The following is a 25964-nucleotide window of genomic DNA, read 5'->3' as shown; positions in this document are numbered from 1 at the left end:
GCTATTATTTACTGCCAAATACACTCTTTAACAGGTCGGTAGTTCTGGCCAAAGGATCCTGGCGGATAGATTTTTCTTCCTGACCCACCTGATAAAAGATACCTCCTAAAGCCTTCTCGGTTACAAAAGCGCTTAAGTCAGGATTGATCTTGCTTACCAGTGGTATTTTGTTATATGCTGTAATTAAGGAAGTCCAGTGCTTGGTAGCGTTTACCTTAGCCAGCGAAGTTTCAATAACCGGCTTAAACGCAGTAGTTAAAGGCGATGTGGTTTTAACACGCAGGTAACTGGTAGCAGAAGTATCACCCCCTTTCAGCAAACCCCATGCATCCTGAATGCTCATATCTTTAATCGCGTTCACAAAAATAGGAGCAGCACCTTTGGCGGCATCTTCCGCGGCGCGGTTCATAGAAAGGATAGCACTGTCTACCAGGCTGCCCATACCTACATTACGCAGTGTTTTTTCTACTTTCTGCGCTTCGGGAGGTAACAATATTTTAATAGCGGCATCTTTAAAAAAGCCGTCCATAGCAGACAGTTTAGCGGTACCGTTCTGTACGCCTTTGCTCAGGGCTTCTTTTAAACCGGCGGCTACCGTGTTGGTGCTCATGGTGTCTTTGCTGCCACCTGCTACTGATTTAATCAGGCTTCCTAAACCGGAAGACTTGCTGGTTGAGCTGGTATCTTTCTTTAAAAATTTACCTAACTGTGCATGGGAAGTTCCACAAACAGCTATGGCTGCTGAAAATAAGACTACAAATCTTTTCATATTGGAGAAATAAGGTGACCAAAAATAACAAGCTGCGGCAAAATAACAAGTTAAAAACTGCCGTACAGCGTAGTAGTATCGGTTAGTCAAAAGCAGACCAGCAGGCGTTTTACACCGCCCGGCCCGCGTGTATTCCCTCCCGAAATGATATTCCCGCCGAATTAACCTATTTTTTTAGTTTTGATTTTTACCTTTAACCGGTTACACTCAAATAATTATGATGAAAAAATACGCCTTCATAGGCCTGAGCGCTTTGCTGTTTTCCTGCGGTGGTAATTCAGACAATAATAATAATGCAGATAACGGAGCAGACGCCAGCAACAACCCACCCCCTGCCGCACTGGCTTACACGGTGGTGAAAGTGTACCCGCACGATACTTCTTCTTATACTCAGGGACTTATCTGGCACAACAACACCCTGTACGAGGGTACCGGCCGCGAAGGCTTTAGTAAAGTGGCCCGCCTGAATATTGAAACCGGCAAGCCCGAACAGCAGGAAATGATTGCCCAAAATGAATTTGGCGAGGGTATTACCATATTAAACGGCAAAATTTACCAGCTTACCTGGCAAAACCACCTGGTACACGTATATGATGCTGCAACCCTGAAAAAAGTGCAGGAGTTTAACTGGCCTTACGATGGCTGGGGTATTACGCATGATGGTACCAACCTTATCATAAGCACCGGCAGCAATAATTTATACTTTGTAAACCCGGCCGATTTTAAAATACTTAAAACAGTAGGTGTAAGCGATAATTTTGGCCCGGTAATGAACCTGAACGAGCTGGAAATGGTAAACGGCTTTGTATACGCCAATAAATACCTGAGCAACTACATACTGAAAATAAACCCTGAAACCGGTAAGGTGGAAGGCCGTGTAGATTTGCAGGACATTTTTCAGAAGAGCGGAAAAACCTACGATGCAGCTTCTATTCCCGATCCGGAGCAGGATGTATTGAATGGTATAGCCTTTAATGCAGCCACCAATACCTTTTACGTAACCGGCAAGCAATGGCCTGCCCTGTTTGAGATAAAGCTGAATTAACAGGAATAGCGCCTGTTATAAGCGGGCGCTACTTTTGTTTGATGATATAGATTACAGAGCTGCTTTTTTCGGGAGAAGAAGCAGCTTTTGTATTTGAACGCCATCCGTTTATAAAAGCCTTTACCAGGTTGCCTTTGCCGTTCAGGTATTGCTCACTCAGCATGCTTACATAAAAGCTATCAAACCACATAGGCTTGCATTCCACTACCTTAAATCCGTGCTGCGCCACCAGGGTACGCATAGAAGCGGGAGAAAAATGATACAGATGCCGCGGTACATCATAAGCTGCCCAGCTGGCGCCATACCGCTGCGCATCGGCACTGGTATAATTGGGCACCGCTACCACCAGCGTACCGCCGGGGCGTAAAATGGTTTGAAAGCGGTTAAGGTACCCATGCAGTTCGTGCACATGCTCCAGCACATGCCACATGGTAATTACATCGTAACCAGCCGCAGGTAAATGGTATAAAGCTTCCAGCGTTTGCAGGTTCAACCCATGGTTCCGGGCCGCATTTTTACGGGCTGTTTCATCGGGTTCCAGGCCGGTTACCTGCCAGCCGTTCTGTTGCATAACCGCCGCAAACGCCCCTGTTCCGGCACCTACATCCAGTAAACTGCCCGTTTTTTTACCGGTAACACCGGTAATCATTTTCAGTTTTCCTTTAAGCGTAATGTTTCTTACTATATGATACAGACGGTTAACCACCCCCTTTTTGGTATCAGAATGCGATACATAGGCATCAGACTGGTAATATCTGCCTATTGCCGCTGCCTCAGGCACGTTTTGTGTAAAACGAAGGGTGCAGTTGCCGCACTCCCATATAGCAAAGGTTTCGTGGCTTACCGTATAGTCTTTCGCCTCCAGTACAGGTTGAATATTACTGTGGCTGCATCCGGGGCATTGTGTATACAAAATCGTCTGGCTCATGAGGCAACAAAGAAACGAGTTTGTTACGCATTAACGTAAAGTTTGAGTTAAAAATAAAACAAGAAATACTTCTTTGCCTTAACTTGTCAATCAATCATGAACAGGCGTTTACAAAATACAATCCGTGCTGTAAAACAAGCCGCCATGTATGTACCCGTAACCGGGTATTTCCTGGTATTTGTTATCAGCAGCTGGCTGGCTTTCCTATGGCTGTTGCAACAACAGCGTATGCCGGACACTTCTTTTTCCGATATTTTTTCGCTGCTGCTGGTAGTAGCTTTTGCAGGTTTGGCTGCGTTAACAGGCATTGGCTTTTTAACAGTAGTTATATCCTTTCTGTTGTTTACGGTTAAAAAGCGCCGCAACAAAGTTACCTGCCGCCTGGGTACGGTAACCGGTAACGTTAAAAGCGGCCGTCCTCAGCAGCTGGTGCATCTGCACATATCACCGGTATTTAAACCGTTGCTGGGCTTTGTAAAGCTGCGGCTGATTTACGATAACGTGCATTATTCCGATAAATTTTCGTTAACCACACAAAAAGGGCAAAAGAAAGCCCTGAGTGCTGTGGATGGCGTATACGAATGGCCACTGCCGCAGATAAAAGAATATGCGGTACAAAAAGTGCTGCTGTACTTTGAAGATTTTCTGCAGTTCTTTTCTTTTACCGTTACCCTGCCCTGCAACAGCCGCTTTTTTACCAAACCCGCTGTAACACCGGAGAAGGAACTGAAAACCGGCCCCCGCAAAACAGAGGAAACCAATAAACGCATTGAAGAACTGAAAAAGGTAGAGGGTGAACACCTGCATTATAAAAGCTTTGAAGCGCATGATGATGTAAGGCGTATTGTATGGAAGATATATGCCCGTAACCGCGAACTGGTGGTGCGTACGCCGGAAGTGTTAGATCCCTATGCCTCGCACCTGAGCATGTATGCTTCTTTTCATACCGGCTTTGATATTACCGGCAATGAAGTAGTGCAATACCCGTTTCAGGACCATTATAAAACGGTTATCTGGAACACGTATCTGCAACTGGTTAAACAGGGCTTTGAAGTAGAATACCTTTCAGACCAGCAGATGGCTGTACCCTCCCTGCCCGATCAGCAGCAAACGGTACAGTATACCATCAGCGCCAGCCAGTGGCAGCACGATAAACCGCTGCAGGCTTATATTAAACCCAAAGAAGCCGCGGTAGTACTGATATCTTCTCTGAACGATTATGAAGAGGTGGCAAAGCTGATGGAACAATATGGCAACGACATTACTTTCATATTTGTACAGTTAAGCAAAAGCATACGCGGCCGCCATATAGGCCATTGGGTAAAATGGCTGTTTGTGTCAGAAGAAAAGCATTCTTACGAGGTGTATAAAACAAGCTGGCGTTTATCCAGGTTACGCAGCAGGGTTACGGCCAACGAGAAGAAGATTAAACAATTACTGGAACAATACGCAAAACCTGTTGTAAGATAACCCATGAAAATAGGAAATGTACATAATGCCAAAAAAGTGCTGGCCCAGCTGTTGCTGCTGGCTGTACCTACAGTAGCACTGGTGGCTTACCTGTTGTGGCATCTCAATTTATCGTATCAGATATTGCAGAACGACTGGCAAAAGCAGGCCCTGTACTTTGCAGGCGGCATTGCCGGTGCTATTATTCTGTATAGCTACCGCTTCCGTTTTATTACCACAGCAGCACTGCTGTTTGTGGTGTATTACTATGCTTACCGCTCTATAGGCAATGTATCGGTAGGCGAGTTTGATGCCTTCTTTGCCTCCGTGCAGTTTCTCATATTTGCCATTTTGTTCAGTGCAGGCTGGATATGTGGCTTCGGCTTTTCCCGCTCGCGCTACTTTACGGTTTTCTGGGCGGTGTTTTTACTGGCTGTGCAAATTGTAACCGCAAGCAAAACGCATACTATTACTGCATCGGCCATTATCAGTTCTTTTCTGCCCACATTGGCTTATGCGGTATATATTATTTATACAGCAGAGCTTATCCGTAACATGAACCCTTCTGAAAGGCATTTCGGCTGGTTTGTGTTTAAACGGCTGGCTGGCTTTGGGCTGGTACTGGCAGCGCTGTTCTTTTTACTGTTACAAACATTTAATAAAAACTTTCAGGCAGTAGAAAAAGAATGGGGCCAGGGGCAGGGCAAGTACGATCAGAACCGCAGCAACCAGGAGAGCATGACCAAAGAAAACCGCGATGGCTCTGTAGGTAATAAAGATCAGACACAGCTTACCGGTTCGCTGAACAAAGGCAAACGCCTGGTATTTGTAGCCAAACTGGATAATTATTTTGAAGATGGTAAAACGCCTAACCCGCTGTACTTTACCGCCTACTACTATACCAGGTTTGATACGCTTACCCAGACTTTTGAAACAGACACCAAAATGCCCGATAACGATCTGTTTAAACCAGATCCGTCTAAAATACCTATCTACTTTGCCAAAACCGATTCTACCGTTATCAAAAACGCGCATGCTACCAAAGCGCGGAAAGTGGTAACGGCAGATATTTATAAAACCTTATTAGGGCCATCTGAATACGTGGCCCCTTCTACCGCTTTCTTCTGCCAGCCTTTGCCGGTAGAAGCTTCGTATAAAGACCAGTATAAAAGCGCCTACCGTGCCAAAATGTGGGTGAGCGATTTAAACAGTGCTTACTTTATTTACAACCCGGCAGGCAACCAGATGCTGGAGCAGTTTCAGGAGCAGCGTTTTAAAACCTTACGCCAGGTAACCGATTTTACCGGCATACCGGAAAGCTTTAAGCAGTACTACACTTTTATGCCTAAAGACCCGGAGTATGACCGCATTAAAACCCTGGCGCAGGAAATTACCAAAGATGCCCCTACCCCACTGGATAAAATGCTGGCCATACGCGATTACTTTTTAAGTAAGGATGAGTTTGACCAACCGCTGTTTAAATACACCAATAACCCCGGCGTACCAGGTATGCCCAGCGCCAATAAACTCAACTACTTTTTGTTTGAAAACCGCAAGGGCTATTGTGCTTACTATGCCGGCGCCAGCTTGTTTATGCTGCGTGCCATGGGCATTCCTTCGCGCATAGCGGCGGGCTTTCTTACAGTAGACCGCAGCAGTAAAAACCCTGGCTGGTACTGGTTTTATGAAGATCAGGCACACGCATGGGTACAGATATTTTTTCCCGGTTATGGCTGGATAGATTTTGACACCACCATACCCGACCTGGAAGCGCATGAATCGGAACAGCCGGATGGTACCCCACCGCTGAATATGCAGCAGGCTTATCTGGTGGCAGACGGGCATATTACTTCTGTAGACACTACCACCAAAAAGCTTACGATGAGCGTGGAAAAACTGCTGTTTCACGATCAGAATTATGAAAGCACCCGTCCGGACACGTTGTCTATAGACGGTGCGGTGGCTCAGGTTTCTGCCGACTCAGGTGCAGTACCCTTTAGTGTACTGCGTAAGGGCATGCACATTACAGCTGCTTCTTTTGCAGAAGCGCTGAAAGATATGACTGCCAACCCGCAGGAAAGCATGGCCGATGTATTAAAGCGTGTACCCAAACCAGCCCCGGCTGATGAAATAAAGATTATTGAAGAAGAAGCTACGCAGCAGCCGCACAAGAATATGTTTGAAAATATTCAGCCGGTAAACTGGCTGAAAGTGCTGGCTACGGTGTTAATAGTGGCCGCTATTCTTATTGTGCTGGTATTTGCTATGCCATGGCTGATATGGCAGGTAATACATGCCCGTGCCAAAGGCAATAAAGCCACGCCACAGTCGGCTTACCATAAGTACCGCGCAGCCCTGTACTATCTGAATCAGCTGGGCTACAGCCGCCATCAGAAAGGGCCGGGCGATTATGCACGCGATACCGATGCGCGTTTTGGCACAGCTTTTTACACATTCAGTAATGTGTATCAGAAACTGAAATACAGCAAACAACCGCTTACCGCCAGCGAAGAAGCTGTGGTAGCACAGTTTTATACTCCCTTTATTCAATCCGTTAAAAAGCAGGTGCCACTGCGTAAACGAACCGCAGCTTTCCTCAACATTTATAACACAATTCATTATTTCACGCAACCTAAATAACAGAAGCAATGGAACAATCTATAGCTATAGAACAGGCATTACAGAATATTCAGTTACTGATTGGCAATATTGAAAAGGTAATACGTGGTAAAAGACCTCAGATTGAACTGATATTAACCGCACTGCTGGCCAAGGGCCATATATTAATGGAAGATAACCCCGGCACCGGTAAAACGGTAATGGCCAAAACGCTGGCGCATAGCATTGCCGGTAAACAGCACAACAGCGAGGTGAATTTTAAGCGTATACAGTTTACGCCCGACCTGTTACCTATGGACCTGATAGGCTCGCATATATTTGATGATGTGCATAAGGAGTTTGTGTTTAAAAAAGGGCCACTGTTTTGTAACGTACTGCTGGCTGATGAAATTAACCGCGCCTCCCCTAAAGTACAATCTGCCCTGCTGGAGTGTATGGCCGAAAACCAGATTACCATAGGCGAAACCACGTACCCGCTGGAGCAGCTGTTTTTTACCATTGCCACCCAAAACCCGGTGGAAATGGAGGGCACTTATCCCCTTCCCGCAGCACAGTTAGACCGCTTTTACCTGAAAATATATTTCGGTTATGTAGATGAAGCTACCGAACTGGATATTTATAAAGATTACCTGGGCATACAAAACAACCTGGAGCATACGCAGCAGGTGTTAAACATGGAAGATATATTGCTTCTGCAACAGCAGGCGCAGCAGGTACACCTGCATGATGAGCTGACTATTGCAGTAAGAAACATTGTATCTGAAACGCGTAAACACCCGGATATTGTACTGGGCGCCAGTACCCGTAGCGGTATTACCTTCCTGAAATGTTTAAAAGCATTTGCACTGGTACAGGGCAGAACTTTTGTTACAGAAGATGATCTGCAACTGATTACCCCTGCTGTGCTGGACCACAGGCTGATTTACCGTAACAAAGAAGCCAAACAAAAAGCACTGGCCTCTATTCTTAATAAAGAAATGGAACGCTTAAGTAAACTAAAGCTGAGCCATTAAGCACCACCATAGCAGTATTATACAGGCAGGAAAAGCAACAGCAGGCTAAGCGATTAATTAAAGCTATTGTAAGTGAAAGCAGATACACCGATACATATAAACCATACAGGCTGCCACAAAGCAGCAACAGTAAGCAGGTTAAAGTCTGCGCTGTTGTCTGTGCTGTGTACAGGCCTTTTTCTTTTTACATTTCACTTTGCACAGGCACAGGGCAATGCAGCCGCGCGGTATGAAATTGATGCCAAGCGTATGGGCGTAAAACCCACCGATAAAGATGCCCTGCCCCGCAGCCGCGAGTTTATAAGGCTGGATAGCACCTACTATGTAGGCTGGATGTATGAAGGCATTTATAAATGCGACCGCAGCTCTGATTATCTGGGTTATAAAAACGCCATACCAGCCCTGCAAAAGGCACTGGCACTGATGGAGAAAGACTACGGCAACGTAATGCGTAATATGTATTCATCTATTGAATACTTTGCCCAGAACGTGCCGCGCTATCAGGATATGTTTTTTATTTACAACGCCCTGAAAGAATGCTACGACAACCTGGAAATGCCGGATCAGGTAATAGCCCTGCTGGATAAAATTGACAGGTACCGTTTTAAGAAAGATTACTTTGGTACCTATTACCACCGGGCATGGACTTACCACCGCAACCGTTTTCTTACCTCTGCCAACTTTCCGTTTTTGAAAAACAGCGTGGCAGAAAATGAAAAAATGGCGTTTGAGTACTGCTATAAAGGATTGGGGTTTATTGGCCAGCACAAGGCGCAGAACGATTTATGGTTTGGCCCTTCACAGGCAGAAAGTGATAAGCTTACCATTTTCTACTACATGGCTATGCTGCATTGTTACAACAAAAACTATGATAGCAGCGAATACTATTATAATGTACTTGCCGCCCGCGGCGCCGTATCGTGGAACAACTACGGCAGCATGCAGGCCGAAATAGGCAACTTTAGCCGTGCAATAGAATATTATAAACGCGACCAGTTTAAATCGTTCAGCCACATGCTGCACGAGCCTTTCTACTTTCTGCCTATCCTGAGTGTATACGGCGGCAAAACACAGGAAGCTATAAAAACTGCGCAGGACATTATACAGCAAAATGGCTCTACACCTGGCTTTGGCTGGTATAACCTGGCGCTGGCCCGCAGTTATATGTACGATGGGCAGCTGGATAGTGCCGAACACGCGCTTAACAAAGCCGCCAATTTCCGGGAAATACATATAGGCACCACACTTACGCAAAGCCAGTACAACTTTACCACCAACCTGTTGAAGGTACAGTTGATTGACCGTAAAATTAACCAGCTTAAGTTTCTGAATAAAGGCTGGTGGTACTCCCCCAAAGCGTTGTATCAGCTTGCTTCTTATACCTCCGAAAAGCTGATGACAGAATATGTAACGGTAAACGAACTGGCTTTTAACCCCGAGCGTAACCGGGTGGTGTACGATCTGTTTTGTTCAGAAGCTACTACCACTTTTGATGAGGCCTGGTTTCTGATGAAAGATTTCAGCCCCTCTTTCTTCCTCAAAAAATACGAGAATTATCTGGCTACCGATAAGCGGGAAAACATACAACGCTACTTCTCGCTGTTTGCAGCTAAGTTTAAATACGAGCAGGGCAAAAAAGACGAGGCACTTAACGACTTTCATACACTGGAACGAAGTATAATGCTGGACACAGCCAATGAAAAGCTGTTTATGGGCCGGTTATACGAAGGGCTGATTAAAGCCGGTAATAAGCAGGACAAAGCCAATACCGCATTGTACAGCAACGCCCTGTACGAAACCTTTCCGCAGCTGATACCCTTTAGTGGTATTACGCCTGCCCTGTCTATAAGCTTTAGCGGCGATGAAGATGCCGTTACCAAAGCAGTAATTAAAGAATTGAAAGGCTGTAATATCCGCTTTGAAGAGGAGCCCTTATCGGGTATTCCCACTGCTGTTATCAGGTTTACCAAAAAAGGCACGCGTTACGAAGCTATTGTACAGGTACGCAGTGGCAATGGCAAACCCATGGTACGTAATAACCGGCTTATCTTTTCCAAAGCAGAAAATACGGGCAAAGAGCTGGCATTGCGCCTGTTTGGCAAAAGCGGCGCGCTGGAAATATAAAAGAACAACACGGCTTGCCCAATGCAGGGGTATGCGCATAAAAAAAGCATGAGTGGGTTTACCAGCTCATGCTTTTTTATTATCAGTTATAAGTACTAGTGTACTTTAAAGTAGTATATCAGCGCTATTAAGGCCACAATAGCCAGTATAGTGGCATATAACCACCATTTATCGTGATGCGGTTCGGCAGCACTATCGCTGGCAGCAGCTACTTCTTCCCTCGCCGGCTCTTCATCCTTCTGCAGGCGTTTTTTCATTTCGCTGCTGGAACGTACGTTTTCGCCCACTTTTACATCATGTGTAGCGTCTTTACGTACCACTCTTTCTGCAACCGTATCAGGAAAATATTGCTTTACAGACTGTTCAGGGGTAAAAGAATAAGACTCGCCAAACTCCTTTTTCAGCTTGCCAATACCCGGTAAAACACCGTCACGCCCCTTGCTCAGTTCATCTTTCAGGTAAAAACTAAGGTCGTTAAACTGCTTAATAGCATCAATTTCAGATACCGCAAGGTCTTCAGCCAGAAATTCGTAAACAGATTTTTCAGGTATCGCATTTTTATCCATGCTGAACCTGATTACAGACATGGGCGAGTGTAATTGTTTATTTAAAAAATCCAGCCGCCCCGGAATATGCTCCACAGTAAAGGAGCCGATACCCGGAATAACCATTTTTTTATTGAAAATCAAATACTTATATAAGCTATTATACATCTTTACCTGGAACTTTTGCCGAACGAATATACAACTCCTCCCAGAACATTGAATCCCAATACTTCGTACTGGTTCCAACGCCGGTATTTGTTATTCAATAAATTATTAAACTGTACCCAAACATTCAGGCGGGGCATTACGCCAAACTCAATTCCTGTATTCAAATCCACCGCTGCATCCAGCTTGCCGCTTTGTAATTGCTTATTGCGGTAGCGTGCGCCATCCCAAAAGTAAATATCACTCTTTAACATCACATCTTTCAATATTTCCCAGCGCAAACTTCCATTTATTTCAAAAGGTAACAGTCCGTAAGCCCGGTCATTATCGGTAAGGTTGCTGTATTTGGTAAAGGTTGCGCCAGCCAGCAGCGAAAACTTCTCCTGCACAGTGTACCCCAGCTCGCCATGCAGGCGAATACCGGTCATATCACTTTCATTCACTATTTCAAAAGAACGGCCGCTCAGCGTATCGTTAACAAACAGCGGCTGGTTTTTAAATTTGATGAAAGAAGCACGGGCATTGTACGTAAAATGGCTGCCGGCAGAACCTTTAAATCCGGCATACTGCTCGTAAATGCGGGCATTGGTTAAAAACTTGGGTTGCTGTAACCAGGGGTTAAAGGCGCTTAAAGACTGGTAGGTGGTTTTGTTATAAGAACCCGTCCAGCCCAGTTGCAGCAGAAAACGCTCATCTTTTACTTTCAGCTCAGCCGTAATATCGGGCAGCATGTAAAACTGGCCGTTATCCCATGAAGGGGTAAAACCGCCATTTATTTTAAAATGCTCGTTTTTGTATTGCAGTGCAGGCGATACATAAAAAAGGTTATTATTAATAGCACCATCGGCCAGGCTATCGCTCTTATAACGGGTAATGTCTGCGGTTACACCTACATTAAACCAGAATTTATCTACCAGGGTTTTAGAAAAAGGAGCGTTTACAATAAAGTTGGTTTCGCTGCCTTTTTTGTTATCTGTCAGTTGGCTAAAGGCCAGTGTGGGGTGATAGCTTACGCCAAAACCATTATCGCGCTTATTGCGTAAACCGGCTTTCAGGCCAATGGTAGTAAAGCGTTGGCGCAGGCTGTCTTTACTGAATTTGGTTTCATCTGCCTCCGGAAAGCCATATTGGTACTGTACATTATTGTCAAAATACACCTTGCCATCCCACTCAATATTGTCGTTAGGGCTGAAAATACCAATTACATCTGCCCCTGTTTTAGAAAACTGCTGAAAAGGCAAACTGCCTTTAGAAGAGGTATGGCGCAGATGCGCATTTACCACCGACTTTTTACCATCGCCAAACGCAAAGCCCGCCTGCAGGTAAGGCGTGGTATAATTACCAAACCCCGCTTTAATATAATGGTTGTTCTCCCATGGCATGGTAGAATCAATAGATAAAGCCATAGGCTTTAAAGCAGCCGGTTCATAACTGAAAAACAGGTTTTGCGAAGGCACTTTGTATTGCAGCCTTGGCAACACAGAATCGGGCAGCGGAGAGGCGGCGCTGAAATTAACTTTGGCCGCATTGCGCAAAGCCGGTTTAAAAGAAGAGGTAATTACTACCGTTTTGGTAGAAAGCGTATCCCCCTCCTCCCGCTTAGCCGCTGCTTCTTTTTTGGCAGCTGCGGCAGATTGGGTAGAAGGTTTAGCTGTCTGCTTTCTGGCAGCCTGCTTTTGGGTGGTTTTGCTTTTGGTGCTGCGCTTATTTCGCTGCGCCTGCACGCCCGCTATGCTACACGCCAGTATTATAAATAAAATAGTACGTTTCATTGTTGTTCAGTTTACTGTTGAGGTTCCACTTTGCTGTTTCTGTTCTTTTCTTCCACTACTACATCCAGCTTTTGCTGTGCTTCTTTTTTCAGATCATCTGCAGAAGCATTTTCCACTACACTCTTCAGCGTAGCTTCGGCATTGAAGTAGTCTTTTTGCCGGAAGTAAATTTCACCCAGCAGAATGTATGATTTAGTAATCCAGTAATCGTAAGAACCTGCTTTATTAATTACCTCAAAAGCCAGTTTTTCCGCATCTTTCAGGCTACCCTTTGCCAGGGTTATTTCCGCTACATGGTAGCGGGCTTCTGCGGCGTATTCCGATTTGCCCAGTGCAATCACGGCTTTGTAAGCAGCCAGCGCTTCGTCCTGCTGGTTGTTAAACTGGTAGCTTTTAGCTACAATCATATTCGCCATCATTTTGTCATCCGTAGCCAGTCCCTTCTGCTGTAACAGTTCCTGCGCATTCGGCACTGCTTCTGTCCACTGTTGCAGTTTAAACTGGCAACGCAGCAATCCGCGCATAGCTTCCAGTTTGTTTTCACTCTGTACAGCTATAGAACGCAGTTGGGTAAAGTATTGGGTAGCTTTCTGGTACTCCTTCAGCTCAAAGTAGTAAATGCGGGCCACCTGTAACACGCTCAGTTCTGCGTATTTGTTAGGCGCTTTAGCCGCTACGGCCTCGTAGTGTGGTAATGCCTTATTATAATCTTTACGGTCGTTATAAATCAGCGCTACCAGATAATGCGCATCCAGCACATTGCGCCCATCCGCAAAATGGCTGATGTACGATTCCAGCGCAGGCAATGCCTGATCGCGCTGGTTATTATTATAGGGAATAATAGCTGCGGCGTAGGTTAAAGAATCTTCCTCTGTATAGCTTACGTTTTTGCCGTTCTGGCGCATGAATGCTACAAAGTCGCCCGCCTTTTGCTGGCTGATAAAGATGTTACGTACATACTCCACCGCTGCATCGCTTTCTGCTGCATTGGGATATTCTGATACCAGCTTTTTAAAATAGCCCAGTGCTTCTGTATCATTATCCAGGTTAAAGTACGATACGCCCAGTTTCAGATACGCCTGTGGTTTTAAAGATGCTGCTTTTTTATCGTTCAATACCTTGTTCAGCGGCGCTACTGCACTGCGGAAGTCTTCGCCCGACATATAGGTATTGGCTATTTCCATATTCGCATCCGGAATAAGTGAAGAAGCCGGATAGCGTTTTTCCAGCGATTGCAGCAGGCTTACTTTTTCTGAAGTTTTGTTGTTGGCGCCTGCAATAATACCTTTCTGATATAACGCATAATCTGCCGCCGGCAGGTTGTAGTTTAATACATTCTCGTACATCTGCTGTGCCTTTGCATAACGCTTCGTCATAAAGTAGCAGTCAGCCCCTCTTACATACGCATCCTGCTGTATGGCAGAAGAAGCCGGCGATACGGTAGTTGCCACCTGCTCAAAGCTTTGCAGTGCCTGGTCGTACCTATCCTGCCGCAGGTAAGCGTAACCCAGTGTATAATGTGCGTTGGTAGCTGTTACCTCACCATAGGTCTGCGAGCGGCTCAGGTAATTTTGCAGATACGTAACTGCAGAATCAATTTTATTGGTACGGTAAGCAATCTCTCCTTTCCAGAAATAAGCAAAAGGCAATTGCGCACTGTTACCTGGTGCCACCATCAATTTGTTCAGCAGTGCATCTGCCTGTACCAGTTGCTGATCGTTCACCAGCTCTACTGCGCGGCCGTATAATATGCGTGGATACACTTTCTGCACCGTTGCACTGCCCGTGCCTACACTTTCTGTTAAAGCCAATGCCTCTTTATAGTTATTGGTATTGGCCAGTACACTTATCAGTAATTCTTTAGCCTCGTTGCTGTAAGATGATTTGGGATAGGTTACAATAAAATCGCGCAGTTCGTTCAGCGCTACATCGGTATAACCCAGTTCGTAAGAGAGTTTTCCGTAATGGAATTTAGATATTTCCTTTTGCGTGGCATTGCTGCTGTTGAGCGCGCAAAACAAAAACGCACTTCTGGCGCCTGCTTTCTGGTTGGTTTTCAGGTAAGCATCTGCCAGCAGGTACATACTGTTCTGCGCCAGCGAATCGCCTTTACCACCCAGCTCTTTAAAACCATTGATGGCTTTGTTCCACTGTTGTGCTTCGTAATAGCAGTAAGAAAGCTCGTACAAATCTTCGCGGCGTACCTTTTCTGTATTGGTTACATAGGTTTCCAGATATGGCAATGCTTTGGCATATTCTCTTTTTTCAAACAGCCCATGCCCTACCAGCTTGCGCAACTGCATATCGTAATACTGCCCGCCGCGCTCCAGTGCTGCTTCGCCGTAGGCTACCGCCTCATCTTTATTACCACTGAAGTAATAAATTTCGGTAACATAATAAGGCACTATTTTCTGGTAAGCCGGTTTGTTCTCTACTATTTTAAAAGAAGCAAGGGCCTCTTTATAATCCTTTTCGTAAAACGCAATAAAACCATAGTAATAAGTAGCATCAATATAATTAGGGTCGGAAGGTATCTGGCGTATGGCGTTAAACAGTGGTTTGGCATCAGAAAAGCGCTTCATGGTAAAGTAAGCGTACGCCTGGTGAAACTTTACATCCGCTATTTCGCGGTTGCTTAAGTTGGCTACACCTGCCTTTTCATAATAAGCAATGGCATTGGTATAATCCTGCTTTCTGAAGTAGAACTCGCCCAGGTGATAACACATCATTTCAATGCGCGGCTTATGATGTTCCAACGCAATAAAATCAATGGCTTCTTTCTCGGCCGAAGCATCGTTCATACGCAATCCGCACACCGTTGTATAATACTTTGCTTCTGACTGCATGCTTACAGGAATAGCGCTGTAAGTGGCGTTGCGGCCATTGCCCAGGTTTTTAAACAACGGAAAGGCAAGACTGAACTGCTCTTTCTGATATAGTTCCTTTGCCAGTTTAAAATCGGCATCAGGATCATTGTTGGCTTTGGTAGCCTGCGCTTTCACTTGCCCCATGCATGATAAAAAAACAGAGGCAAGGAAATATGTCGTAAGCTTTTTATTCATACTTTGGTGGAACGGGTATTTTTAGCAAATATTTTACAACGCGTCATAATTTAACGCAAAAACCGTTTAAAGATAGCAAGGAACATTGCCAGGGGCCGGGATTGTGGATAAACAACCCAGACCTCTTATTTTTGTATCCCGAATGTGAAAAACCATTTAAACACTTTTGACAAACCAATCTGATGAAGCGACTATTATCAATCCAGTACAGCGACGGAATGTTCAATTTTTCCATGTTATTACTTCGTTTGGCTTTTGGCGGCCTGATGCTGCTGAACCACGGCATGGATAAACTGATGCATTTTTCGGCTTATGAAAGCAAGTTTTACAATTTTATGGGCATGGGTAGCCGCGCTTCTTTAGTGCTGGCCATTTTTGCAGAGGTATTCTGTAGCTTGTTTATTGTACTGGGCCTTTTTACCCGTTTTGCTGCTATTCCCTTACTTATTACTATGCTTATTGCCATTTTTGTTGCCCATGCAGGCCAGTTTGCCAAAGCAGAAATGGCAGTTTTATATTGCTCAGCCTTTTTTGTACTGCTGTTTTGCGGCCCTGGTAAAGTAAGTGTAGATGGAATGATGAGAGGCTAGGTAATTTCGATTTCAACTTTCAGATATGTACGAATCAACTACGCAGGTGCGTGTACGGTATGCAGAAACCGACCAGATGAATGTGGTGTATTACGGAAACTATGCGCAATATTTTGAGGTGGGCCGCGTGGAATGTATACGGCAGCTGGGGTATACTTATAAAGATATGGAGGCATCGGGCGTAATGATGCCGGTAATTGAACTGAACATTAAATACCTGCGCCCGGCTACTTACGACGATCTTATTACCATTAAAACCCAGATACGGGAATTACCAAAAGATCATAAGATTGATTTTTACCAGGAGGTATATAACGAACAGGGTAAAATGCTTACCGCCGGTAAAGTACACCTGTACTTTCTGGAAATGAAAACCTGGAAAAAAACAAAGATGCCGGAAGAGATGTATCAAAGGCTGGCCCCTTATTTTGAGGAGAAAGCCTGATGACTATTTCAGCTCATCCAGCAGGCGATACATTTTCTGCACTACCGCACTGGTACTGCCATCATAATTATTAATGATAATAGAAAATGTATAGGGCGTGCCGTTTTTAGCGGTGTGGTACCCGGCAAACGCTTTGCAGCCTCCAATGGTTCCACTTTTCATCTTCATATTATTATACAATGGCAATGCCGCATAAAAGCTGTTAAACCACGGCTTTTGTGCGGCATATTGTAATACACTCACCAATGCCTGCGGGGCAACCCGGTTTTGTGGCGAAAGCCCGCTGCCATCCGTAATTTTTAAAGCAGCGGCATCTATACCCCGCTCTTTCCAGAAAGCCTTTACCAGCTTTACGCCGTTATCTGTAGAGCCTGTTTGCCCCTGTTGAAAAGGCAAGGTTTTCAGCAAAGCTTCTCCGTACAGGTTAATACTCTTTTGTAAAAACCAGTACACCATGCTATCCAGTGTGGGGGAATACAGGGTGTCGAATACGGTTGTAAATGCGCCTTTCCTTTTATCCTTATCCAGCTCGCTTAACGTTTGCACGCTTCCGCTTACGGTTATATTCTCCTGCTCCAGCGCCTTCTGCAGCTCGCCCCCCAGTTGGTAAGCCGGGTTAGGTAAAGCACCGGAAATAGTAAAATTTCCCCCGGGCGGCACCGTGCCTTCGGCAAAGCCCATTACAGAATAAGGGGGCAGGTATATATATCCGTTATCTCCACTGCCAGGTCTGCCGGTTTTAACCAAACTGTTTACCACAGCTATTTCCAGCTCAGGTGTAGTGCCGCTGATGGTAACCTTATCGCCTTCTTTTTTACCGGGTTTCAGGTGCAGGTTGTATACATTCTCATTCCAGTTCAACGCCCAGCTGCCTGCACCGTAGTAGTTGCCTATATCATCCCATATCCAGCCGCCCGGCAGGGGCTGGTAACTAAACCCGGTATTATCCAGGTATATATTTCCGTTTACAGCAGTAATGCCCATGCGTTGTAAGGCGCTGGTAATTTTCTGTAATACCTCTTTACGGCCGGTAATGGCAAAACGGCTGCTGCCAAAAGTAGGGTCGCCCTGGCCCACCAGGTATATATCGCCATTGTACACCCCTTCCTGCACAGCACCGGTACCTGCCAGCAAAGTAGCGTACCGGAAGCCCGTACCCAGCAAATCAAAAGCAGCTGCTGCCGTAACCACTTTTTGCGAGCTGGCTGGTGCCATGCCTATACCACCGTTGTAATTACAAACCACCTCTCCGGTTTTGGTATTTACTACATAAAAACCCAGCAGGGCATGCTGCATCTGCGTATCGCCCTGTAGCTGTTGCACCGCTTTCTGTAATTTTGCCGCCACGTCCTGCGCTGCCGCATACCGCAAAAACGGCAGCAACACCCCTATTAAAATAATCAGCTTCTTCATCAGTTTTTCTGTTTCCGGTTTTACACTGCCCCGCTACTTCTTACCTTGCATTAAAATTAGCCATTCGCATGGAAAATAATACCGCAGCCACACAGGCAAAAGTATCTATTATAACTATTGGAGATGAGTTACTGATTGGGCAGGTAGTGGATACCAACAGCGCCTGGATGGCGCAACAGCTAAACCTGGCAGGTTTTAACGTACACCACCGCGTAGCTGTAGGCGATACCTGGGAAGATATATGGGAGGCCCTGAACCAGGAAAGTGAACGCGCCAATATAGTACTTATTACCGGTGGCCTGGGCCCCACAGCCGATGATATAACCAAGCCTTTATTGTGTGAATACTTTGGCGGCAAACTGGTACAGCATGCCCCTACACTGGCACATCTGGAACAACTTTTCTCACAGGTACTGAAAAGACCATTAACAGACCGTAACCGCAAACAGGCAGAAGTACCCGATGTATGTACTGTATTACTGAACGAGCGGGGTACTGCTCCGGGTATGTTATTTGAAAAAAACAATCGCCTGTTTTTTTCCATGCCCGGTGTCCCGCACGAAATGCAGGGGCTGATGCAAAAGCACGTACTGCCTTTATTACAACAACGCTTTAACCCCGGTATTGTAGAACACCGTTATCTGCTTACAGCGGGCATTGGAGAGTCTGACCTGGCAGATCGCATAGAAGCCTTTGAAACCGCCTTGCCTGCCTTTATAAAACTGGCCTACCTGCCACACTATGGTATGGTGCGCCTGCGCCTTACCGCCCGCGGTGTACAGAACGACACCTCTGTTATTACCACCTTAAACGAACAGTTTGCCTTGCTGCAAACCTATGTAACAGATGTAATGGTGGTTAATGAAGATATTACCATGCAGGCCCTGGTAGGTAAACTGCTGAAAGCACGCAAACAAACCCTGGCCACCGCAGAAAGCTGTACAGGGGGGTATATCTCACACCTCATCACCGCTATGCCCGGCGCCTCCTCGTGGTTTACCGGCAGTGTGGTAAGCTATTCCAATAAAATAAAGGAAACTGTATTACATGTACTGTCCGATACCTTTACCACTGCCGGCGCTGTGAGTGAAGAAACGGTAATTCAGATGCTGGCCGGCATTTTAGGTGAAATGGAAACCGACTATGGTATAGCGGTATCCGGAATTATGGGCCCCGACGGCGGCACACCTGAAAAGCCTGTTGGCACAGTATGGGTTGCCGTAGGAAGCAGAAAACGCCTGGAAACAAAAAAATTCCAGTTCCGTTACGACCGCGCCAGAAATATTGAAATGACTGCGGTAAATGCTTTGAATATGCTGCGGAAGGTAATTGAAGAAACGCATCCCTTATAAATTTCCGGAGGTAGCCCTAAAAGGGTCAGGTTATTAAAAAAGAGGTTCGCGATTGCGAACCTCTTTTTTAATATTTAAATTCCCCTTAAGGTGGAATGTTAACCCATTGCGAAACGTTACCGGTAATAATTCAATAGCAGCGTACCATCTCCATAAGCATCAAGCGTAATATCACCTGCTTCCAGAATGTTACCGTCCTTATCGTTGATTGACATTTTATACTTTGCGCCTGGCACCCCTTCTCTAACGCTGGCGGAAAAACCCACACCCGAAACGTTTTGATGAACAGTTACCGTTTTTTCCCATGGTGGTGTTACCACTTCTTCATACTCAATATCATCGGGCACTTCAGTCATATTGGGGTCAGTTAGCGTAGGCGTGTACTGCACCTCAACAACAGGCGCGGCCGGCCCCGTTAGCTTGTAAGTATAAGTACCTCCAGGTGCTTCATTGCCTTCTTTAGAACAGCTGGTTAGCACAGTGGCAGCAACCAAAAGCAATAACATAAAGCTTTTTACTTTCATAGATATAGCATTTGCATGTAGCGGGCAATTTTCATACCACGCTGGCCGGGACTGCACCTGAAAAAGCAGTTTACACAGTATAGGCTATATCTATAAAAAGCAAGCGCCTGCTTCAATACAGGCAGGCGTTTCACTTTGTTAAATCACCAAAAATCTATTGCTTAATCAGTTTTATTTTACCCGTTTGAACTATCATCATATGGTTTTCCGGAAGCTTTTTGGCCGCAGCATCATTGAAAGGAAGTCGCGCTCCTTTGGTAGTATACGACGACCGATACTCTGTAGAGCCTTCCGGACGAACCCTGTACATAATGGTCGTGTATGGCAGATATAACTCACCATTCTCCTTTAGTATAAGTATCTTATTCAGATAAGCTACATTATAAACATAAAAAGAAGCTGTTTTTACATTGGTAGGTGCATAATCAAATTGTACACTATACCATTGTTTATTGATAGAGTCGGAACGTTTAAAATCTTCCGGTGAGGTATAACCTACATAGCTACTGTCAACATAGGTAAGTAAAAGATCTCCATTAGCTCTTTGTTCAACTTTCGCAGCGTTTCTTAACTCTGCCCGTGTTACCGTATTTTTAAAGTATACATACGCAGTATCACCGCTTATGCCGATTGCCGTATAGTTGGCAACTGAATCTACAGGATTTGAACCATATACAAAAGGATCAGGAAAAGTACTGCTTTTAATCACCGCGGCAGTTTTAATAGAATCCTGATTGGTTATAAAACGGCTGCCCTCATACATATAAACAGTCTGTAACATTACTTTTGAGTCCAGCACATATACGTCTGCTCCCTTTACCGGCGGGTTATTGTCTTCCTTTCTGCAAGCTGTAAACATGGCAAATACCGCCATCGCAATCAAACCTTGTTTCATTATTTGTTTTTAAAGAGTTTATGGGTTAAACAGTTGCTACTACCGCGGCATCATCTGCACCGTACCGGTTTGAATAATTACCGTATGGCCAGGTTGCAAGGGTTTAATAGCTGTATTGTCAAAAGTAGCGATATATCTTTTTAAAAATGCTGCATCAGAACTTATTACAGTACCCGTTGCATCTTTTTTAACGGCAAGGTTAAAAGCGTTTACAAAGGGCAGATATAACTTCCCTCCTTCTTCTTTAAAATGAACATCAAAAGCACAGGCCGTGTCTTTTAACCCTATGGTTCCGGGCATAGAAGTGTAATTCATCCACAGGCTATCAAAAAAGCTTTCGGCCGAAATAAATACCAGCGGCTGCGGCGTTGTTCCGGATGATACGGGAATTTTAATAGTATCCATATAAGTAAACGTAACCCGGCCATGAGCAGTACGGGTAATAACAGCACTATGCGGTTTATTAAATAATGTAATAGCACCTCTGTTATCCGTTTCAAAACTTATCTGCACAGCCGGGTCTACTGCCCCGCCCGAGGCTTTATACACAAACAAATCAGGATCGTACGCCTTTACTACAGCTGCAATAGAATCGGTTTGTGTAACGGTACCGGCAGAGGTATACATTACCGGTGCGCTGTAGACAGCTGTAGAAGAGGAGGTATAGGAATTACTTATTCCCTGAACGTCTTTGTCTTTCTGACAGGAGGTGAAAGCAATCACCATTGCAACCATCCCCACCATTGTCTTTTTCATATTGTTACAAGTTTATCTTAGTTATCTGCCACCTTACACTCCGGTGCATGATGCACCGGAAAATTGCAGGAATTGGCTATAAAACATAATTCGTTAGCCCTTGTATGCAGGGCATTGGCTTTGTTAACCATTGCCTCTTCTGCCACGGTAACCACCGGGTGCAGCGTTACCTGGGTAAAGCGCCCGCCGCCATTAGTTGTTTCCTCCATATTGCCGGTAGCGGCATCGCTGTAAGCCGTAACCACCACGCCTGCTTCTGCACACAAATGCAGGTACCATAACATATGGCAGGCCGAAAGCGAGGCCACCAGCATTTCTTCCGGGTTGTACCGCGTAACATCGCCCATAAAAGCAGGATCGGAAGAGCCGGGTATGGCTACTTTTCCTGCTGCCTGTATGGTATGGCTGCGGTCGTAAGCTTTATAATTACTGGTGCCCTGTCCTTTGTTTCCCGTCCAGGTAGTGGTAAGCTGATAGGTGTGGTTTCGGTGGCTCATACTACAAAGTAAGTCTTATTCCGGCGGTAGCGCCCACCCGTACCATACTTTCCGACTGTCCATCAGGTAATGTGCGGGTTTCTGTGCCATAATTGGTTTCTACCTTCATACTACGCAAAGCGCCGGAAAAACCGGTAAGCTGCGCGCCTATAGCAAGTATAGGTGTAATCTGAAAATCGTATCCAAAATCCCACGCGGCCCCCAAAGTACCTCCGGTAGCTCTGTAAGGCCCTTCCGGTATTACACCATTTTCAGTATAACGCAGGTAACCCAGCGCCAGGTTAATAATCAATGCCCCCGTGTATTTTTTATTATAAATACGCCCGCCAAACATAGCGCCGTAAAAGTCGGTACCCGTATTAATTTTTGCCGTAAGCAGGGTATCCATCTGCTTTTGGGAAGAAGTGGTAAAACGATTGTATTTGAAGCCTATGCCCAGATTTTCTGATAAATAGAACAGAAAATCGCCTCCAAACTGGGCGCCGGAACGCATGCCGTTGAGCAGATCTTTGTAACTCTCACTTACATTGGGATTGGTTTTACCCAAACGATACCCCCAGCCGCCATTCAGGGCCAGTCGTATACGCGAATAATCCTGTGCATGAGAATGAGTGAATACAAGCAATAATAAGGCAGCAAATACAGCTTTTGCAGCGGTAATGGTAAGGGATTTTTTCATAAACAGCGTACTAAGGTTAAGAGTTAAGTTGAAAGGTTGCAGACAAATATATCTTTTTTGCCGCCTGCCAGGTAAAAATTACCGCCAACCTTATGTTAAGGCTTATCATTTGCTGTAAATACGGCTACCGGAAGTTGAGTTTTTATGCTTACAGGCTTTTTGAAACATATATTATACATTTGACGCCGGAAACGATTGCCCCTTACTGAAAATCATAAAAAATAATTGCATGGCGTTAGTAGACCTGGTGATGCCCAAATTGGGTGAAAGTATAATGGAAGCTACTGTTTTAAGGTGGCATAAAAAAGCCGGCGACACTGTTCAGCTGGAAGAAACCGTACTGGAAATTGCTACCGATAAGGTTGACAGTGAGGTGCCTTCTACTGCTGCAGGCGTTATTACAGAATTACTGTATAACGAAAACGACGTTGTACCTATTGGTACCGTAATAGCCCGTATTGAAACAGCTGCCTCTGCTGCAGAAGCGCCTGCCGCGCCTGCACAACAGCCTGTTGCAGCAGCAGTTACCGCACCTGCCGAACCAGAAGCAGTAGCGGAAGAGGAAGTTCCTTTTGTACCATCACCGGTAAAAGAACCTGCTGCTGAAGCACCTGCTGCCGGAGGCGCCCGCTTTTACTCGCCCCTTGTATTAAATATTGTTAACAGTGAAGGAGTTAGCCTGGCTGAACTGGAAAAAATACCCGGTACCGGCAATGATGGCCGCGTAACCAAAAAAGATATTTTACAATACGTAGCTCAGCGTAAGGCAGGCGGCGCACCTGCTGCGGAAGCAACAGAAGCACCTGTGGCAGCTACCCCGGCTGCTGAAGAAGAAGCTGCGGAAGTAACTGCACAACCTGCTGCGGAAGCTTACGCACCACCAACTGCTCCTGCCGTTGAGGAAAAAGCGCCGGAAGCGCCAGTAACAACTGAAAATCAGCCTGCTGTACCGCAACAAGCGCAACCTGCTGCCCAACCACAGGCACAACCTGTGCAAGCCACCAGCGCCCCTGCGGTAAAAGCAGAACCAGCGCCCGCGGCGGTTACCAACCCAGGTGGCAACGTAGAAATTATTGAAATGGACCGCATGCGCAAGCTGATTGCCAAACACATGGTAGACAGCAAGCACACCAGCCCGCACGTAACCAGCTTTGCTGAGGCCGATGTTACCAATATGGTACTGTGGCGCGACAGGGTAAAAAAGGATTTTGAAAAGCGGGAGAACACAAAAATCACCTTTACTCCGCTGTTTGTAGATTGTCTGGTGCGTGTTATTAAACGCTTCCCTATCATCAACAGCTCGCTGGATGGTGATAGAATTATTCTGAAAAAAGACATCAATATAGGTATGGCTACTGCCCTGCCATCGGGCAACCTGATTGTTCCGGTAATTAAAAATGCCGATTATCTGAACCTGGTAGGCTTGAGTAAAGCAGTAAATACCATGGCCGATAATGCCCGTAACAACCGCCTGAAACCTGATGATACCCAGGGTGGCACTTTTACCCTTACCAACGTTGGCACTTTTGGCAGCCTGATGGGTACCCCTATCATCAACCAGCCACAGGTAGCTATATTGGCAGTGGGCGCTATTAAAAAACGTCCGGTGGTTATTGAAACCAAAGAAGGTGATACCATTGGCATACGCCACATGATGTACCTGAGCATGAGTTACGACCACCGTATTATTGATGGTAGCATTGGCGCATCCTTCCTTACGGAGGTGGCTAAAGAATTTGAAAACTGGGACCCTAACAGGCCCTTACTATAAAATGACATTACATTGAAACCAAACTGCATTAAAGCCATCATATTTATGATGGCTTTCCCTTTATTATCTGTTTCTGTACAGGCTCAGAACAACGAACTGGGCTCCTGGGATATCGCCAACCTGTCTCTTACCCTCAGCAAGAAGTTTACCCTCTGGCTGGAGGCACAAACGCGTTCTCAAAAACTAACTACCGACTTTTTTTATCACGAGTTTAAAGGCGGCATTCAATATAAACTGGGCGATAAGGCTACGGTAATGCTGGGCACCGGCGATTATAAAACCTATAGCTTTCCCGGCAACTTTAAAACACCTATGGCTGTTAAAGAGTGGCGTGTGTGGCAACAGCTGGTAATAAGCAACAACATCAGCCGTGTAAAGCTGGAGCACCGTTACCGTATTGAGCAGCGCTGGCTTAATGGCGAGTTTGCCAACCGTTTCCGGTACCGCCTTAACCCCATTCTGCCGCTGAATCATTCCTCAATAAAGCCTAAGACGGTATACCTTACCGCTTTTGATGAATTGTTCTTTACCAACCTGGCCCCGTACTTTATGCGCAACCGCCTTTTTCTGGGTGCAGGCTATCAGTTTTCTAAGGTAGTAACAGCACAGGCTGGCTGGATAAGGCAATTCGATTACCGCAAGGCAGATGACGGCAGCGGCAAAAACTTTATTCAAACCTCTCTGCTGTTTACACTGGATAAAAAGCTGCTGGAAAAAGAGCACTTCCCCAATACAATGGATTGATTGTTACGGGCTTTTTTTCGTAAATTCAGATAAGTAAAACTGAACCAGCATGCAATACTTATCTGATACATGGTTTGCTGACGGGTACATTGATTTTGAGTTGAAAAAGTACACGCTACTGGCCTATTTACAGGAAATTAACAAGTACTTTAACCAGAATATGCTGTACCCGCAGCTTGCAGACATTATTTTTCATCATAATAACCTGCTCGCCTTCCGCAAAAACAAACGCTTTTTACAGGAGCAGTTTCCCAAACGGTTAACCGGCATTCAGATAGAACAGCTGCAGTTGCTGTACGAGCAAATGATTGAAGATGACGAACTGATGCAGGAGTTGGATGAGATTATTCAGTATGCTGCAGGCAAGCTGCAAAACACCATCAGCAGCGGTACGGAGATATATGAGTTTGTAGAAGACAAAATGACCATTACCCCCATAGGTTTAATACCACTGGATTTAAATGAGGGCTATATGTTTCTTTCTAAAAACACTACGAAAGAAACACTGGTATACCAATACCGGCTGAGCATTTTTGAGCGGCACGATGAAAAGTACCGCAGTATTAAAACAGAATTTATAGCCACCTGGCGGCGTAATATGGCCAATACGTACGAGAGTATTAAAACAGAGCTGATACGTAACAGAACAGCCCTGCCCAACCCCGCTGTATATGCTATAGATGTACCGTTGGAATACCCTTTGGAAGAAACGCTGCTTCCCATAGCCAAACGCAGCCTGGTACGTTATATTTCAGCTTAACAGGCCCATACACATACAACAACAAAGCGCCTGCTACGTTGCGTAAC

At 45.4% G+C, this 25964-nt stretch carries 22 protein-coding genes; 11 read left to right on the top strand and 11 right to left on the bottom strand.

Annotation, left to right across the window (positions count from 1 at the left end):
* Positions 1-4 precede the first annotated feature (4 nt).
* Positions 5-769 (bottom strand): DUF4197 domain-containing protein, encoded by a 765-nt coding sequence (locus IEY13_RS01670; RefSeq protein WP_188950050.1) that lies wholly within the window; start codon positions 767-769, stop codon positions 5-7.
* 217 nt (positions 770-986) lie between these two features.
* On the opposite strand from IEY13_RS01670, the gene IEY13_RS01665 reads away from it, so the two are divergent.
* On the top strand, positions 987-1814 hold the full coding sequence (locus IEY13_RS01665) for a glutaminyl-peptide cyclotransferase (RefSeq protein WP_188950048.1): 828 nt from the start codon (positions 987-989) through the stop codon (positions 1812-1814).
* Positions 1815-1842: 28 nt separating this feature from the next.
* Here IEY13_RS01665 and IEY13_RS01660 read toward each other — a convergent pair whose 3' ends face one another.
* A complete protein-coding gene (locus IEY13_RS01660) occupies positions 1843-2742 on the bottom strand; it encodes a class I SAM-dependent methyltransferase (RefSeq protein WP_188950046.1) in 900 nt (299 codons plus the stop codon).
* 144 nt (positions 2743-2886) lie between these two features.
* Between IEY13_RS01660 and IEY13_RS01655 the strand changes: the two genes are divergently transcribed.
* From IEY13_RS01655 to IEY13_RS01640, 4 genes are all read left to right on the top strand, one after another.
* Positions 2887-4212, top strand: a complete 1326-nt coding sequence (locus IEY13_RS01655) for a DUF58 domain-containing protein (protein WP_188950044.1) — start codon at positions 2887-2889, stop codon at positions 4210-4212.
* Positions 4213-4215: 3 nt separating this feature from the next.
* Positions 4216-6831 carry a transglutaminase domain-containing protein gene (locus IEY13_RS01650; protein WP_188950042.1) on the top strand — a complete coding sequence of 872 codons (2616 nt, stop codon included), beginning with the start codon at positions 4216-4218 and terminating at the stop codon, positions 6829-6831.
* Positions 6832-6839: 8 nt separating this feature from the next.
* On the top strand, positions 6840-7823 hold the full coding sequence (locus IEY13_RS01645) for an AAA family ATPase (RefSeq protein WP_229687674.1): 984 nt from the start codon (positions 6840-6842) through the stop codon (positions 7821-7823).
* Positions 7824-7895: 72 nt separating this feature from the next.
* Complete coding sequence (locus tag IEY13_RS01640; RefSeq protein ID WP_188950040.1) at positions 7896-9947, top strand: YfgM family protein; 2052 nt, start codon at positions 7896-7898, stop codon at positions 9945-9947.
* 95 nt (positions 9948-10042) lie between these two features.
* On the opposite strand, the gene IEY13_RS01635 is transcribed toward IEY13_RS01640, so the two are convergent.
* The 3 genes from IEY13_RS01635 to IEY13_RS01625 are packed head-to-tail and all read right to left on the bottom strand — an operon-like array spanning position 10043 to position 15440.
* Entirely contained in the window at positions 10043-10636 is a 594-nt protein-coding gene (locus tag IEY13_RS01635; RefSeq protein ID WP_188950038.1) for a hypothetical protein, read from the bottom strand.
* Between the two features lie 26 nt (positions 10637-10662).
* A complete protein-coding gene (locus IEY13_RS01630) occupies positions 10663-12429 on the bottom strand; it encodes a TonB-dependent receptor (protein ID WP_188950036.1) in 1767 nt (588 codons plus the stop codon).
* 11 nt (positions 12430-12440) lie between these two features.
* Positions 12441-15440: a tetratricopeptide repeat protein gene (locus IEY13_RS01625; protein WP_229687672.1), complete on the bottom strand. Its 3000-nt coding sequence runs from the start codon at positions 15438-15440 to the stop codon at positions 12441-12443.
* A 233-nt stretch (positions 15441-15673) separates the two neighbouring features.
* Between IEY13_RS01625 and IEY13_RS01620 the strand changes: the two genes are divergently transcribed.
* Together IEY13_RS01620 and IEY13_RS01615 are read left to right on the top strand one after the other, a co-directional pair.
* Positions 15674-16081 (top strand): DoxX family protein, encoded by a 408-nt coding sequence (locus IEY13_RS01620; protein WP_229687670.1) that lies wholly within the window; start codon positions 15674-15676, stop codon positions 16079-16081.
* 25 nt (positions 16082-16106) lie between these two features.
* Positions 16107-16526, top strand: coding sequence for an acyl-CoA thioesterase (locus IEY13_RS01615; RefSeq protein ID WP_188950031.1), 420 nt, complete (start codon positions 16107-16109; stop codon positions 16524-16526).
* A gap of 3 nt (positions 16527-16529) precedes the next feature.
* Here the strand turns inward: IEY13_RS01615 and dacB are convergent, their stop codons facing one another.
* Complete coding sequence (gene dacB, locus IEY13_RS01610) at positions 16530-17939, bottom strand: D-alanyl-D-alanine carboxypeptidase/D-alanyl-D-alanine endopeptidase (RefSeq protein WP_188950029.1); 1410 nt, start codon at positions 17937-17939, stop codon at positions 16530-16532.
* A 68-nt stretch (positions 17940-18007) separates the two neighbouring features.
* On the opposite strand from dacB, the gene IEY13_RS01605 reads away from it, so the two are divergent.
* Positions 18008-19291: a CinA family nicotinamide mononucleotide deamidase-related protein gene (locus IEY13_RS01605; protein WP_188950028.1), complete on the top strand. Its 1284-nt coding sequence runs from the start codon at positions 18008-18010 to the stop codon at positions 19289-19291.
* Positions 19292-19407: 116 nt separating this feature from the next.
* Here IEY13_RS01605 and IEY13_RS01600 read toward each other — a convergent pair whose 3' ends face one another.
* The 5 genes from IEY13_RS01600 to IEY13_RS01580 all read right to left on the bottom strand — a co-directional run bounded on the left by IEY13_RS01600 (position 19408) and on the right by IEY13_RS01580 (position 22642).
* On the bottom strand, positions 19408-19815 hold the full coding sequence (locus IEY13_RS01600) for a hypothetical protein (protein ID WP_188950026.1): 408 nt from the start codon (positions 19813-19815) through the stop codon (positions 19408-19410).
* Between the two features lie 154 nt (positions 19816-19969).
* Positions 19970-20710, bottom strand: a complete 741-nt coding sequence (locus IEY13_RS01595; protein ID WP_188950024.1) for a hypothetical protein — start codon at positions 20708-20710, stop codon at positions 19970-19972.
* Between the two features lie 39 nt (positions 20711-20749).
* Positions 20750-21466 (bottom strand): hypothetical protein, encoded by a 717-nt coding sequence (locus IEY13_RS01590; RefSeq protein WP_188950022.1) that lies wholly within the window; start codon positions 21464-21466, stop codon positions 20750-20752.
* Positions 21467-21483: 17 nt separating this feature from the next.
* A complete protein-coding gene (locus IEY13_RS01585; RefSeq protein WP_188950020.1) occupies positions 21484-21963 on the bottom strand; it encodes an OsmC family protein in 480 nt (159 codons plus the stop codon).
* Position 21964: 1 nt separating this feature from the next.
* Positions 21965-22642 (bottom strand): hypothetical protein, encoded by a 678-nt coding sequence (locus tag IEY13_RS01580; protein ID WP_188950018.1) that lies wholly within the window; start codon positions 22640-22642, stop codon positions 21965-21967.
* A 229-nt stretch (positions 22643-22871) separates the two neighbouring features.
* Between IEY13_RS01580 and IEY13_RS01575 the strand changes: the two genes are divergently transcribed.
* Genes IEY13_RS01575 through IEY13_RS01565 form a run of 3 tightly spaced genes read left to right on the top strand, consistent with a single transcriptional unit; the run spans position 22872 to position 25917 of the window.
* Positions 22872-24413: a dihydrolipoamide acetyltransferase family protein gene (locus IEY13_RS01575; RefSeq protein WP_188950017.1), complete on the top strand. Its 1542-nt coding sequence runs from the start codon at positions 22872-22874 to the stop codon at positions 24411-24413.
* A gap of 12 nt (positions 24414-24425) precedes the next feature.
* Entirely contained in the window at positions 24426-25157 is a 732-nt protein-coding gene (locus IEY13_RS01570) for a DUF2490 domain-containing protein (protein ID WP_188950014.1), read from the top strand.
* Positions 25158-25206: 49 nt separating this feature from the next.
* Positions 25207-25917 (top strand): hypothetical protein, encoded by a 711-nt coding sequence (locus tag IEY13_RS01565; protein ID WP_188950012.1) that lies wholly within the window; start codon positions 25207-25209, stop codon positions 25915-25917.
* Positions 25918-25964: the final 47 nt, after the last annotated feature.

Source organism: Filimonas zeae, from assembly GCF_014641615.1.
Taxonomy (GTDB): Bacteria; Bacteroidota; Bacteroidia; order Chitinophagales; family Chitinophagaceae; genus Filimonas; species Filimonas zeae.
This window is presented reverse-complemented; position numbering and strand designations above follow the sequence as displayed.